At 73.6% G+C, this 13,735-nt stretch carries 9 protein-coding genes; all 9 read right to left on the reverse strand.

Going from position 1 to position 13,735, the window contains the following annotated elements:
* Positions 1-2,421 (reverse strand): GAP1-N2 domain-containing protein, encoded by a 2,421-nt coding sequence (locus tag NE236_RS08490; protein ID WP_252841299.1) that lies wholly within the window; start codon positions 2,419-2,421, stop codon positions 1-3.
* A complete protein-coding gene (locus NE236_RS08495) occupies positions 2,418-3,572 on the reverse strand; it encodes a TRAFAC clade GTPase domain-containing protein (RefSeq protein WP_252841300.1) in 1,155 nt (384 codons plus the stop codon). Before NE236_RS08495 ends, NE236_RS08490 begins: the two co-directional genes overlap by 4 nt.
* Positions 3,573-3,835: 263 nt before the next feature.
* Positions 3,836-6,361, reverse strand: a complete 2,526-nt coding sequence (locus NE236_RS08500; protein WP_252841301.1) for a SaeA-related protein — start codon at positions 6,359-6,361, stop codon at positions 3,836-3,838.
* On the reverse strand, positions 6,361-7,950 hold the full coding sequence (locus tag NE236_RS08505; RefSeq protein ID WP_252841302.1) for an Hsp70 family protein: 1,590 nt from the start codon (positions 7,948-7,950) through the stop codon (positions 6,361-6,363). The genes NE236_RS08500 and NE236_RS08505 overlap by 1 nt, the downstream gene beginning before the upstream one ends.
* A gap of 1 nt (position 7,951) precedes the next feature.
* Positions 7,952-8,590, reverse strand: coding sequence for a nucleotide exchange factor GrpE (locus NE236_RS08510; protein WP_252841303.1), 639 nt, complete (start codon positions 8,588-8,590; stop codon positions 7,952-7,954).
* A gap of 557 nt (positions 8,591-9,147) precedes the next feature.
* A complete protein-coding gene (locus tag NE236_RS08515; RefSeq protein ID WP_252841304.1) occupies positions 9,148-9,765 on the reverse strand; it encodes a GTP-binding protein in 618 nt (205 codons plus the stop codon).
* Positions 9,746-10,108 carry a DUF742 domain-containing protein gene (locus tag NE236_RS08520; RefSeq protein WP_252841305.1) on the reverse strand — a complete coding sequence of 121 codons (363 nt, stop codon included), beginning with the start codon at positions 10,106-10,108 and terminating at the stop codon, positions 9,746-9,748. The genes NE236_RS08515 and NE236_RS08520 overlap by 20 nt, the downstream gene beginning before the upstream one ends.
* Positions 10,109-10,159: 51 nt before the next feature.
* On the reverse strand, positions 10,160-10,564 hold the full coding sequence (locus NE236_RS08525) for a roadblock/LC7 domain-containing protein (protein WP_252841306.1): 405 nt from the start codon (positions 10,562-10,564) through the stop codon (positions 10,160-10,162).
* Positions 10,564-13,413, reverse strand: coding sequence for a sensor histidine kinase (locus tag NE236_RS08530; RefSeq protein WP_252841307.1), 2,850 nt, complete (start codon positions 13,411-13,413; stop codon positions 10,564-10,566). The genes NE236_RS08525 and NE236_RS08530 overlap by 1 nt, the downstream gene beginning before the upstream one ends.
* Positions 13,414-13,735: the final 322 nt, after the last annotated feature.

The following is a 13,735-nucleotide window of genomic DNA, read 5'->3' on the forward strand; positions in this document are numbered from 1 at the left end:
TCACGCCCCCCGCCGCCGCGACCCCCGCCACGCCGCGGCCAGCCGGGGGTCGCGGTCGGCGAGTGCCGATTCGATCCGCCGTCGGTCGAACCGCCCGAGCCCGTCCGCCCACTCCTCCAGGAGCGTGGCGGGAATGTTCGCGTCCGCGAGGCGTACGCCGATCTCCGCCAGGTCCGCCCGGCCGTGCCGGTCCGGGCCGGCGGCGAGCCAGTGCCGGATCAGGGCGTCGCGCACCGCGTCCGGCGTCGCGATCAGCACCCGGACCCGCGACAGCGGCGAGCGACCGGCGAGCATCCGCGCGACACCGGCCAGCACGCGCTCGTCCAGCGGCCCGCCGGGCCGCGACGCGGCGAGGAACCGGGCGATCTCCTCCTCCGACCCGGCTCGCAGCGCGTCACCGTAGGCCAGGACGGTCCGTGCGGCGTCGGCCAGGCCGGGCAGCCGGTCGTCGATCAGCCGCGCGAGCCGCAGAGTCTCCTCGGCGTCGAGCGGCACGGCGTCGAACACCCTGCGCGGCAGGGCGCGCAGGACGGCGAACCGCGGCAGCGGCGGGCCGAGCCGCTCGGCCAGCCACCGGCATTCCGGCACCGTCGGCGCCTCGCTCCACAGCACACCGAGCAGGTCCTCGATGTCCGGCAGGCCGTGGGCTTCGAGCGCGATCAGCTCGGCGGTGGCGGTCAGACGGTCGGCACGTGCGGACAGGACGAGCCCTCCGGTGCGCGGAGCGCGGGTCCAGTCGCGGTCGCCCAGGGCGGCGCACGCCTCCGGCGTCAGCATCGCCCGCCGGACCTCCGGAGGAGCGGACTCCAGCCCGGTCACGATTCCGGCGATCACCGCCTCCCGCCAGGCGGCGGGGGCCGCCCGAACCGCGGCGGCCACCTCGCCGGCGCCCCGGCGCGCGCAGGCGGCCGCCGCCGCGATCACGCGATCGCCGTCGACCGCGCCGCCGACGCGATCCGCCAGGCCGACGACCTCGGCGAGCGCCCGCAGGTCGGGCGCCCCGGCGAGCGCCGCCCGGAAGTCCTCCGGCAGGCCGTCGCGCAGCCGGACCGCGGGCAGCCGCCGCCGCACGCCCGGGTCGGCCAGGGCCAGCCGCACGCAGTGCTCGGCGGCCTCGGGGACGATCTCCGCGAGGGCCGCCGCCAGGTCGTAGCCGAGCACGGGCAGCGCCGGCGGGAGCCGGCCGCCGGGATCCAGGCGGTCGCCCGGGCGCATCCCGGCCTGTTTCCGCTGCTGTTCCCACGGCCCGGCCGACCGGACCCAGCCCGGAACACCCCGGTCGCGGACGAGCCGGGCGGCCACCACCTGCTCCTCGGCCGAGACGGACGTGTCCCCCCGGCACAACGCCAACAGCGCCGCCGCACCGTCCAGGCGGGAGACCCCGCCCGAGCCGCCGGAGCGCGCCCTCTCATCCTCACCGCCGGAGCGGTTTGCCCTGTGTGCGCCGCCAGGAACCCGTGTCGCCCCACTCTCCGGCGGGGAGACCGCGCCCGAGCCGTCCGCGCCACCGATGAGCTCGCCGACGGCGTCGATGCCGTCCAGGTCGCGGCTCCTCCAGCAGTCCGCGATCACCTGCGCGAACCGGCCCGGCGGCGCGCCGGTCCGTACGAAGGGGCCGTCGAGGCGGAAGCCGCCCTCCGGGCAGGCGGCCGGGACGGTGCCCACGACGAGGTACGGCGCGGCCTCCGGGTCGGCGGTGTAGGTGGTGAAGGACAGGCCGGCCGCCAGCTCGGCGGGCAGTGAGTACGACACGACCGCGATCCACCGGGCGATCAGCTCGACGTCCTCGGCGGCCAGGACCACCCGCCCGTGCCCCGCGACCAGCACAGTGGCCACGGCGTCGAGGACGGCGGCGAGGCGGTCGTGGGAGCGGTCGCCGCCGAGCCGCCCGGCCAGCGACTCGGGATCGAACGCCGCCCCGGGCGGCAGCCCGGCCGAGGGATCCCAGGACGGCGCTCCGTCTCCTGGCACGTCACCCGGCGAAGAACCGCCGAGCGGGGCGTCCCACAAGCCGGAGTCCTCCGGAGAAGAGCTGCGAAGGCGGGCATCCCACCAGTGGGCGTCCCACACCGGGGAGTCCCAGAATTCGATCGGCCGCAGGCCCGCCATCTCCTCCGGCGTCGCCACGATGGCCTGCCCGAGGAAGTTGCCGTACCGGCCGGAGTAGTCCCGGCCGGTGTAGCGGCAGCGGGCCAGCACGGCGTACGGGCCCTCCCGCCCGTAGGCGAGCGCGGTGGGAAAGTCCGCCAGCTCGTCGGGGCCGGGAGCGGGCGGTGCACCCGGCGGCGGGCGGTACGCCATGTACGCCGTGACGGCGCGGGTGACGTCCGGCGGCGTGCCCTGGCTCATCGCGACGAACTGGAACCCGGACCGGCCGGTCGGGCCCCGGGCGGCCGACGTGTAGGTCAGCCGCCAGATCATCCGCGCGCCCCGTCGAGCATCCCGAACCGGTACAGCAGCCACAGCAGCGGGTCCTCGACGCGGTACGGGCGGATGCCGCCCGTACCGACGGCCCCGTCGCGTGGCACGCCGCCCAGCGCGGACACCCCGAACAGGCCGTACTCGGCGTACTCGTGAGCGAGGTAGCGATCCAGTTCGCCGGCCTGCCAGTCATGCAGCAGCGCCCGGACCTGCTCGTGCACGGCCTCCCGGTCGTCCAGGTCGAGTACGTCGGACCGGTCGCGCTGCCGCTGCAGCGTCCCCTCCAGCGGAAGTGCGTCGATCTTGGTGAGGGCCACGGCGGCGGGAACCGGCAGCCGCCTGCCGTGCGGGACGTCGCGACCCGCGCGCAGCAGCTCGGTGACCCGGGCGATGACGTTGACGGGGTCGCCGTCCGGATCACCGTCCCCCGTCTTCAGCTCGAGCGGGTCGATGAGGAAGATGATCGCGTCCGCCGCCGAGAGGTAGCGCAGATGCAGGTCGGTGACGTCCCGGCTGCGCAGGTCCTCACCCGCCGTGTCGAACAGCACGAGCGTCAGGGACATGTCGCGCTGCCGCAGGTGCCGGCGCCGGGTGCGGGTCAGGAGGTACACCAGCGGATCGCGCGGCGCCGTCACCGCGCTGGCGGTCGCGGGCAGGAGGCGCCGCTCCCCGAACAGCGGGCGGTGGAAGTCACGCTTGTAGCGCTCGATCGTCCGGTCGTCGCAGGCGACGAGCGAGGTGCCGAGGTCCGCGCCGATCCGGTGGGACAGCTCGTGCAGCAGCACCGCGATGTAGGTGCTCTTTCCGGAGTTCTTCGCGCCCACCAGCGCCACGATCTTGCCGGGCGTCTCGCAGTACGCCGCGGGCAGCGGGTTGTGGCACTCGGGGCACGCGCGCCGGGCCGTCGTCTGGCCGCATTCGGGACAGACGGCGCGGCGGGCCGGAGCCCGGCCGACCCGCAGGCGGGCCGGCTCCGGCGGGGCGAACACCGGGGGCAGCGACGCGGTCGCCGTGGACCCGGTGTAGGCGGCCAGCCTCTCGTCGAGCCGGGGTGCGCAGCCCGGACCCCGCCCGGGACTGCCCGCGCAGCGGAACGCGATGCGTTCCCGGGCCACCCGCGCGAAGCAGTAGGGACAGGTGATCGACGGCATCAGGTCTCGCGTTCCGGTGGGGTGGCCAGGCTCGCGAGGCGGCGGGGGCGGGTGACGGGCGGCATCAGGTCTCGCGTTCCGGTCGGGTGGCCAGGCTCGCGAGGCGGCCGGGGCGGGTGACGGGCGGCATCAGGTCTCGCGTTCCGGTCGGATGGCCAGGCTCACGAGGCGGCGGCGGGTGACGGTCCGCATCAGCCCTCGCGTTCCTGCATCAGCCCTCGTGTTCCGGTCTCGCGTCCCATGCGTGTCCCGTGCGTCTCTCATCAGCCCACCTTCAGGTGGCGGACCGGAGGGTCGCGCAGGTCGATTGTGTCGTCTTCGGCGAAGCAGCGCAGCCAGAACGGCCGGGGCAGCCGCGGCAGCGTCACCTCCAGGCGCGCGGGCACGTCCAGGTCCTCCCAGGACATCACGGTCCGTCCGTCGCCAGGCCGTTGCGGCATGGGGCCGGCCCGGGTGACGAGGACGAGCCGCCGCAGGCGTACGGGGGCCGCGGCGGACAGCGTGACGGTCAGGGGGCCGCGCAGGCGGGGGCGGCGCACCTCGTAGGCGACGGTGGTCCGGCCCGGCACCGTGGTCGTCACGGGCGTGCCGGTGACCCGCTGCCCGTGCGCCGTCGCCGCGGCGGCGACCTCGATGGTGACCGCCTCGTCCGTGGGAGCCGGGAGGCGAACGCCACCGTGGGCGTCGTAGCCGGCCCGGCCGACGGGCAGCCGTCGCGTCTCCCCGGTCCCGGACCGCCAGGCCACCTCGACCTCGGTGACGTCGGGCGGCCAGTCGAACCCGAGCGTGATCACCTCACCGTGCCGCTGTGCGATCAGCTCGCGCGGGGGCGTCAGACTGACGTGCTCGCGGTGCGCGCCGATCGTGGCGAGGTCACCGGCGACCGACACGGCCAGCAGCACACCCGGGCCCGCCCGGACGGCCAGGCCGCCCGGAGCGGGAACCGCGCGCAGGATCCGGCCGACGCGGCGCACCTCCTCCATCGGCAGTGTCGTGCCGGGCGGCCACGGCGGCGGCCCGTCCATCGCGACGAGCTCCACCTCGCCGTCGGCCGGCGGGTCGAAGGTCACGACGAGACGCCCGGCGGGGTCGTGCTCGACACCGAGATCCTCGACGGGATGGGGCCGGGCGGCGGGGGTCGCGGCGGCGTGCACGCCGGACGTAACCGCCTCCCGGCCGTCGGCGTCGAGATAGACGGCGGCGATGCGGTAGTGGTACGTCGTCCCGTTGCGCACGGTCTCGTCGCGGAAGCCGGTGCGCGCCGCCGGGACGGGCGCGCCGTCGCGGGTGACGACGACGCGGCCGGCCTCCGGCGGGCAGGACCAGCGGCCCGCGACGACGGCGTCCGCGGCGGTCACGGTGAGGTCGGCGGGCTCCGGGCGTCCGAGCACCGGCCCGGCGACCGCGGGCGCCGACGCGGCCGCGCCTCGTACGGCGAACACCGCGTAGTAGACGGGGGCGTTCAGCGGAGGCGCGGGGTCACGGGCGTGCGCGGCCTCCGCCGCGAGCCGCTCGCCGTCACCGGGATGCCGGGGGACCCTCCCCAGGCAGCGGACCACGACGTGCCCGATCTCACCGACACGTGAGGGTGACGGCGACCAGGACAGCGCGACGGCGAGGCCGTCGACGGCCGCCTCGAGCCGCCCGGGCGCCCCGGGCGGCAGCCCGGTCTGCAGATCGGCGGCCCCCGGCAGGTCACCGACCAGCCGGAGCGCGTCGGCGAGCCGCAGCCACGCCCCGTCGGGATCGGACAGCAGCAGGGAGGCCGCCTCCTGGCGCAGCGCCGTCGCCGCCGCGACCCGCCGCCGCGCCTCGTCCGCGAGGACCTGCGCGTCACCGACCGGCTCGCCGGCGATCGCGGCCAGCTCGGCGGCCGCCTGCACCTCTCCGGCGTCGATGAGGTCGCGCAGCCGTGCGGCCAGGCCGCCGGCCGGGGCGTTCTCCCGCCGCACCGCGAACACCAGACGGCCCGCGTCGTCGCGGTCCACACCGAGGTCGTCGACCGCGAACCGCAGGAGCGCCCCCTCCGAGGCCCGCTGCTGGTGGCGCTCGCGCATCCGGTCCACCACGTCGTAGCGCACCAGCTCCGCGAGCCGTCCGCCCACTTGGCGCACCGCCACCAGGACGGTGTCGGCGTTGGTGCGGTTGCCGTCGTGCGGCCGCCGGCTCCACTGCTCGCCGACCTGCTGCGCCGCGGGTCGCAGGTCGTGGACCGCGTCGAGAACGCGGCCGGCGCCCGGCTCGCCCGTCAGGAACTCGTGCAGGTGCCGCACGCCGAGGGCGTCGAGCGCGTCACGGGCGCGGGCGTAGCCGGCGTACGGCGGCGCGGTCGGCAGCGGGTCGGGCTCCCGGATCTCGATGCCGGCGTCTCGGGCGACGTCCGCGGCCTCACCGCCGATCTCCCGCAGGTCGGCGGGGGAGAGCATCCGCAACTGTCCGGCGGCGTCCAGCAGCCGGTCCCGCAGCTCGGCCCGGCGGTGCCCGGCCCGGTCGCCCGCCGCGGCGATCTCGGCTCGCAGCGGCGCCAGGTCGCCCACCGCGGCCCGCTCGAACAGCGGTGCGAGCCGCAGGTGGTCACCCTCGAGCCGGTCGATGAGCCGCCGGAACCGCAGCTGGCCGCGGGCCTTGCGCCAGCAGGTGCGCACCCGCTTGACCCGGTCGGCCACCTCCCGGGCGACGAGCGGATCCGGCAGGGCGTAGCGCAGGCACAGGTCGTCGGGCGGCTGGTCCCCGGCCGCCCGCGCGGGCTCCAGCACCTCCCGGACGTAGCGCCGTTCGTCAAAGACCACTAGTCGACGCGTATGTGGGCCAGGTCGGTGCGCGACTTGTGCACCTCTTCCTCGGACATGCCGCCGACCCGGACCTCGAGCGTGAGCTCCTCGGCGGTCTCCTTCTCCACGGCCGTGACGTGCAGCAGGCCGGAGGTGTCGAGCGCGAAGGTCACCTCGATGGGCCAGCCGGCGGGCTTGCCCGGCGGGATCTTCAGCTCGCCGTCGGCGATGGGGGTGTTGTGGGCGACCTCGATCGACTCGGTGCTGCCGGCCTGCTCGACCACGATGATCTTGACGATCGTCTGGTCCTCGTCGACGGTGCCGAACTCGCGCGTCTTTCCGCGCGGGAGCGCGTCGTTGGCGTGGACGAGGTGCACGACGTGCTCCCGCGCGGTGTCCGGGTCCAGCGCGATGACGCCGAAGGCGCGTGAGGCCACGGTCGTGATCTGCCGGGCCGCCATCCGCTCCTGCTCGGTCTCGGACAGGCCGGCCCGGGACGCCAGGTCCAGGGCCTTGTCCGTCTCGCCCTTGGCCAGGAGCTGCCGGTAGGTCTCCTCGAAGGCGTACAGCGCGGCGCCCTTGGCGACCGCCAGGTCGGGGTCCTGGAGCCGGGGGCTCAGGGCCAGCTCGTCGGCGAGCCGCCGCCGCACGGCGGGCATCTTGGTGGAGCCGCCGACGAGCACGAGGTCGTCGTAGTCGGAGACGCCCTTCTCGGCGGCTGTCGCGAGGGTACGGCCGGTGATCTCGATGCTGCGGTCGAGCAGGTCCTTGGTGATCTCCTCGAACTTCTCGCGGGTCAGCTCGACCGTCGCCACCCGGCCCTCGTGCATGACGCGCACGACGTGGCGGGTGCGCAGCGACAGGGCCTTCTTGGCCTCCTCCGCGTCGTGCCGCAGTTGCTGCTCGGTGTGCTTGTCGTCGAGGGGATCGCCGACGTCGGGATGCTCCTCCGCGAACCGCCCGGCGAGGTACTCCACGACCCGCGCGTCCCAGTCGGCGCCGCCGAGCTCGTGGTCGCCGTCGGTGCAGACCACGGAGATGTCGCCGCCGCGCAGGGTGATCACCGTGGTGTCGAACGTGCCGCCGCCGAGGTCGTACACCAGGATCGTGCGGTCCTCGGTCCCGCCCCCGTTGAGCACGCCGTACGTGATGGCGGCGGCGATCGGCTCGGAGATGATGTCGATGACGTTCAGCCCGGCGATGCGGCCCGCCTTGCGGGTGGCGTCGCGCTCGGCGGCCCCGAAGTAGGCCGGCACCGTGATGACGACGTCGTGGACCTCCTCGCCGGTCGTCGCCGTGGCGTCGGCCACCAGCTTGCGCAGGACGAAGGCGGAGATCTCCTCGGGGGAGTAATCGCGGGCGTGCAGCTCACGCGGGACGTCGTGGCCCATGTCCCGCTTGATCAGGCTCACCACCAGGTCGGGGAACAGGACCGCGGTGTCCTTCGCCGGCGCGCCGACGACGACGTTGTCGGCGGACTCGAAGTAGACGACCGACGGCGTCGTGTCGGTGCCCTCCATGTTGCGCAGTACGGCCGGGCGGCCGACGTCGTCGACGCGTGCGATGCACGAGTGGGTCGTGCCCAGGTCGATACCGTAGACAGCCATCTCAGTCTCCTCCGATGGGTTCGGCCGCCACCCGGGCGACGATCACCTCGGCACGTCGCGCGATCCGGTCACCACGGACGAAGCCGGTCCGCTGCACCCTCGCGACGGTGCCGTCGAGCTCCGCGTCGTCCACGTCCTCTGTGCCCGCCGGGCGGTGCCGTGCCGGGTCGAACACCTCACCGGCCTCGATGGCCATGCGGTCCACGCCCGTGCGGGCCAGCGCCTCGGCCAGCTCGTCGGCGATCGCCGCCAGCAGCCGCGGCGTATGGTCCGCGTCCACCGTCGCGCGCTCGGCCTCCCGCCGGACCAGGTCGTAGAGGCGGTACAGCGCGGCGCGCACCGGCTCGAACGCCGCCTGAAGCTCACCGTGGCGCAGCCGCTCGTTGTCCGCGTGCAGCCGGTCGATGACGCGCTCCCGGTGCGCCGCGCGCTCGTGCTCCCTGCCGACCGTCTCGGTCAGGCCGGCCAGGAGTGAGTGGATGTCGTCGAGGGACGCCGCGATCGCCCGGCCGGGATCGCCGGCCGACGATGAGCCGGTGCCGTCGGTGGGCGGATCGAGGGGTGCCCCGATCGCCCGGCCGGGGTCGCCGGCCGGCGGGGAGCCGCTCCCGTCGTCGGGGGGCTCGGGGTCAACGGGCATGGTCGCGCACCATAACTCTGAGTGACAAGGACGCCAGCCCATTGTCTCCATCACCGGAAGCGGGCACCACCCTTCCGGGGAGTTCGATGTTTCCGCCTGTTGCTTTTCCCCGATCCCGGACCTGACATTTCCGGTCCGACCTCGCTTTCGTCACGCAGAGTGATATTCAGGCAGATGGGTGACGTATCGCGTGAAAGCAAGTCATGGCCGTTCCGGCCGTCGGCGTGGCTGAATGACGATGACATGCCGGTGTTCGAAGGGGTTTGGCTTTTACGTCCGTGCCGAAATACGAGAATGGGACGACGATGAGGGAGGCAGAGGCCGGCCGATGCGCCGACTCAGTGCTCTGGACGCGCAGTTCCTCAACGTCGAGCCGTGGGGGACGGTCGCGCACGTCGCCGGCCCGGCGGTCCTCGACCCCGCCGGGACGCCGGGCGGCCGCCTCACGGGTCGCGTTCGGCTCGCGGCCCCTCGACGAGGTGAAGAAGGTCCGGCACGCCTAAGAAAAGAGCGAGCCTCCAGCCCTGAGCGCCCGGAAGGCCGCTGGACCCTGAGCGCTACCGGATGGCCGCGCCGGCCTGGCGCTGCCGCTCGGCCATCACGGCCAGCACGTGCTCCACCAGGGCGATCAGGACCTGCTTGCCGGACTCACGCCGGCGTACGTCGCAGAGGATCACCGGGACCCTGGGGTCCAGGTCGAGTGCCGCGCGGATCTCCTCGGTGTCGTATCCGATCGCGCCGTCGAAGCAGTTGACCCCGACGATGAACGGCAGCCGCCGCCGCTCGAAGTAGTCGATGGAGGGGAAGGAGTCGGCGAGCCGGCGGGTGTCGGTCAGCACGACCGCGCCGAGGGCACCGAGGGCCAGCTCATCCCACATGAACCAGAACCGGTCCTGGCCGGGCGTGCCGAACAGGTACAGGACGAGACCGTCGCGGATGGTGATGCGGCCGAAGTCCATCGCCACCGTGGTCGTGGTCTTGCGCTCCACACCGGAGGTGTCGTCGACGCCGACGCTGCGGTCCGTCAGCTGTTCCTCGGTCCGCAGCGGCTTGATCTCGCTGACGGCGCCCACCAGGGTCGTCTTTCCCACCCCGAATCCGCCCGCGACGAGGATCTTCACGGCGAGCGGCATGGCGGCAGCGCCCCGCGAGGGGTCAGAGCGCCTGGAGTCCATTGAGCACTTCCTTCAAAACCCGTTCGTTGGGAAGACGGTTCTCTGTTTCAGGCCGGCGTACGACGATCAACCCGTGGTCCAACAGGTCTCCGAGCAGGACCCGGACGACGCCCAGGGGGAGCCTGAGCTTCGCCGCAACCTCCGCCACCGAGAGCGGGCGCACGCACAGGTCGAGAATGGCGACGTGCTCCGGGCCGGCGTTCGGCGGAGCGAACGTCGACGTCGCCGCCGTCGCGATGATCGCGATCAGGTCGAAACCCTCGCGTGAGGCCCGCGTACGGCCGCGCGTCAGAGCGTATGGCCGGACCACCGGCCCGGCCTCGTCGTCGAGCCATTCGCTCATTCAGCCGTCCCGCCTCATGGCCCGTTGTCGTTCTCGCACGATGACGGGGCCTCACGATTCCACGGCCGAGCGAGGAAGGGTCGACATGTGCTGGCCCACGCGCTTGACCAGCATCGCCATCTCGTAGGCGATCATGCCGACGTCCGCGTCGGCTCCCGCCAGCACCGCGAGACAGGCACCGGAACCGGCCGCCGTGACGAACAGGAAGGCGTGGTCCATCTCGACGATCGTCTGGCGCACGCCACCCCCGCCGAACTGGCGTCCGGCACTGCGGGCGAGGCTCTGGAAGCTCGCGGCGACCGCCGAGAGGTGCTCGGCGTCCTCCCGTGTGAGGCCGGCGGACGAGCCGACCAGCAGGCCGTCGCTGGAGAGCACCACCGCCTGCCGCACCTGGGCGACGCGATTGACGAGGCTGTCGAGCAGCCAGTTGAGTTCCCCCGCAGAACCCGCTGACATCAGATGTCCTCCTCTTCGTGATGGGTGGCGGTCTGCTCGGCGTCTGAGCGGCCGCGCAGCCATCCCTTCTGAATGGAGCTCAGCATGGTACGTAGCTCCTCCGGCGAACGCTCGCTGCTCGTCGCATTGTTCACGGGCTCGACCTCCTCGCGAAGCTGGGGTGCCAGGTTCGCCTGCCGGACCCGGCGCGGGAGTGACGGCTTGGTCCCGGGAGCCGCGGGCTCGGCGGTGGTCTTGGGCGGCGCGGCGGCCTCGGGACGGAAGGTGTCCGCGGGCTCCTCGACCGGTTCGAACACCGAACGGCCCTGCGGCGCCGCCTCACCGCCCCGGGTCGGCAGCGGTGGCCGGTCGTCGGACGTCCCGCCGCGGCGGGACGGCAGCGGCGGGCGGGCGTCGTCGGCGCCGACGGAGGGCAGCGGCCACTGCCCGCTCCGCGTGCTCGCCTCCGTCCCGTCCAGGTCCGTGTCCCTTTCGTACGACGTCACGCCGGGGGAGTATCCACCCGTTCCAGGCGAGTAGTCGTTCGTTCCCGCCTCGTAGGCGTCCGTGCCCGCCGGCCCCGGATCGTACCTGGTCGGGGCGGCGTCGTGGCCGCTCAGGCTCGGCGCGTGCGCGCCCGGTCCCGTGCCGTACCCGTCGATCGAGAACGATCCGGTGTCGGGGTCCGCGGAGTCCTCGCCGGCCGATTCCGGCGACCGCGTGTCGGAGCCGTGGGAACCGGCGCCGCCGTACGGCTTCGCGTCGTACGGGCCCGCCGGGTAGGTGGCCTGCGGCCCGGTGTCGGCGCGGCGCTGGGGCAGTGGCGGCCGGTCCCCGCGCACCGCCTGTATCGGCCCGGTGATGGCGCCGGTGTCGGAGCCGTTCGGGTAGATCGGCGCGCCGATGGCGCCGATCGGGACGAGCGCGTCCTCACCGCGCCGGGTGGCCGGCATCGGCCCGGACTCCAGCTCGGGCCGCTCGTTACCACGGGCGACGATCGCGTCGGGCAGCAGGACGATCGCGGTCGTCCCGCCGTACGGCGAGGTGCGGAGCGTGACCTGCACGCGGTGCCGCTGGGCCAGCCGGCCGACGACGAACAGGCCGAGCTGGGCGCTGTTGGACAGGTCGAAGTCCGGCGGGTTCGCCAGCCGGTCGTTGGCGCGGTCCAGGCTGACCTGGTCCATGCTCAGGCCGCGGTCCTCCACCTCGAAGGCGAAGCCGTGCGCGACGAGCTGGCCCGTGACCTGCACGGTGGTGTCCGGCGGGGAGAACAGGGTCGCGTTCTCGATGAGCTCGGCGAGCAGGTGGATGAGGTCCGCGATGGCGGGGCCGGCGATCGCCACGCGGGGCATCGTGGCCACGGTGACCCGCGCGTAGTCCTCCACCTCCGCCGCGGCGGCGCGGGCGATGTCGACGGCCGGGACCGGGTTCCGCCAGCCACGGCCGGGTGCCTGCCCGGAGAGGATGATCAGGCCTTCCGCGTGACGGCGCATGCGGGTGGCCAGGTGGTCGAGGCGGAACAGGTCGTCCAGCTCGTCGGGCTCGGTCACCCGGCGTTCCATGGAGTCCAGCAGGCTGAGCTGACGGTGCAGCAGCGCCTGGTTGCGGCGCGCGAGGTTGAGGAAGACCTCGCTGATGCTGCGGCGCAGCGCGGCCTCCTCGACCGCGCCCTGGATCGCGGTCCGCCGGGCGGCGTTGAACGCCTGGCCGACCTGGTCGATCTCCTGGGTCCCGAACGACAGCGGCGGCGCCTCGGCGGCGACGTCGACCTCCTCGCCGCGGCGCAGCCGGCGGATGACGCTGGGCAGCCGCTCGTTGGCCAGGTCGAGCGCCGCGCGGCGCAGTCCGGTCAGCTCGTGGATGACCGAGCGGCCGACCCACAGCGACAGGATGAGCGAGGCGATGACGGCGACCAGACCAAGGGCCCCGGCCACCGCGACGCGCAGGATGATGCCGTCCGAGATGGGCTTGGCGCGCTTGGCGGCGGTCGCGGTCGACGCCAGCTCCAGGCCGCGCAGGCGCGTGACGATGGAGGAGACCGTGGTCTTCCACTTCACGTCCATGCCGGCCAGCGGGTCGGGGGCCGGCTGTTTGCCGCCCATGCCCCCCATGCCCATGCCCGTGGCCGCCTTGGGCTGCTGCGGCATGTGGTCGGTGAACTGGTTCTCCAGCGACTGCAGCCGGGAGTACTCGGGCGTCGAGACGATCCGCTGGTAGTAGGTGCGGTCGGCGGGGCGCAGGTCGGGGACGATCTCGCTGTAGAGGCTGCGCTGCGTGCCGACGAGCTTGGTGAACTGCACGTGCTCGGGGAACGTCAGGCGGCCGGCGGCGAGCGCGCCCGCCAGGAGCGCGTCCTCCTGCGACAGCACCTCGCGCGCGCGGGCCAGCGAGACCTGGGTCTTGGCGTCCTTGGTGATGTCCGGGTCGCTCAGGGTCGACAGCGAGGACTGGAGGGCGGTGATGTCGCTGATGGTGTCGCTGAAGTCGGCGAAGACCTGCGTGCGGCTCACGCCGCCGTTGTCGATCGCCCGCCGCTTGGCCTGCAGGGCGTCCAGGTGCTGGACCACCTCACGGGCCCACTGCTTGGCCTGGACGTTGGCGACCTTCTGCGCACCCGGGTCGGCGGTCAGTCGCCGGAACAGTTCGGCCTGGCGGTCGGTGACGAGCCGGCCGGACTCCATCGACGCCCGGTCGCCGGCCGACTTGCTGCCGAGGTAGACCATCGACAGGCGGCGCTCCTGCGCCAGGGCACTGCCGAGGGCCCCGGAGGGGTAGCCCAGGTGGTCCTGGATCGTGTTGACATGCCGAAGGTTCAGGCCGTCGCCCAGGGTGATGCTGGCCGCGAACGCCCACAGGGTGGTGAGGGACACCAGTGGAACGATGAGCAGCAGGATGATTTTGAAGCGGACTGACCGGAATGCACGGCCGACCCGGGACCGGGACGACCGCCGGCTGACATCTGATCCCACTCGTCGGTCCTTAGATTGCACCGCGACAGGCTCGACTTTCAGTGAGGCGGGGGAAACACCGTGTGAACGCGCGAGACTCTACTAGACATCAGGGCGGAGACTGGCGGTGTCTGTAAATATCGGGCATCAAACACCCGGCTACTTCCGGGTGAACCAGGCGCGTTTTGGGGCGAATAACCGCAGGTAGGAGTGCATTTATCGCCACTAGTCGCTCCGGTCGGGC

It is taken from the genome of Actinoallomurus purpureus, from assembly GCF_024055795.1.
GTDB classification, from domain to species: domain Bacteria; phylum Actinomycetota; class Actinomycetes; order Streptosporangiales; family Streptosporangiaceae; genus Actinoallomurus; species Actinoallomurus purpureus.

Bases quoted from the DNA above. Each gene is read 5' to 3' on its own strand.
- NE236_RS08505 (WP_252841302.1), bottom strand. From the start codon at position 7,950: ATGGCTGTCTACGGTATCGACCTGGGCACGACCCACTCGTGCATCGCA.
- NE236_RS08525 (WP_252841306.1), bottom strand. From the start codon at position 10,564: ATGTCAGCGGGTTCTGCGGGGGAACTCAACTGGCTGCTCGACAGCCTC.
- NE236_RS08520 (WP_252841305.1), bottom strand. From the start codon at position 10,108: ATGAGCGAATGGCTCGACGACGAGGCCGGGCCGGTGGTCCGGCCATAC.
- NE236_RS08495 (WP_252841300.1), bottom strand. From the start codon at position 3,572: ATGCCGTCGATCACCTGTCCCTACTGCTTCGCGCGGGTGGCCCGGGAA.
- NE236_RS08510 (WP_252841303.1), bottom strand. From the start codon at position 8,590: ATGCCCGTTGACCCCGAGCCCCCCGACGACGGGAGCGGCTCCCCGCCG.
- NE236_RS08490 (WP_252841299.1), bottom strand. From the start codon at position 2,421: ATGATCTGGCGGCTGACCTACACGTCGGCCGCCCGGGGCCCGACCGGC.
- NE236_RS08515 (WP_252841304.1), bottom strand. From the start codon at position 9,765: ATGGACTCCAGGCGCTCTGACCCCTCGCGGGGCGCTGCCGCCATGCCG.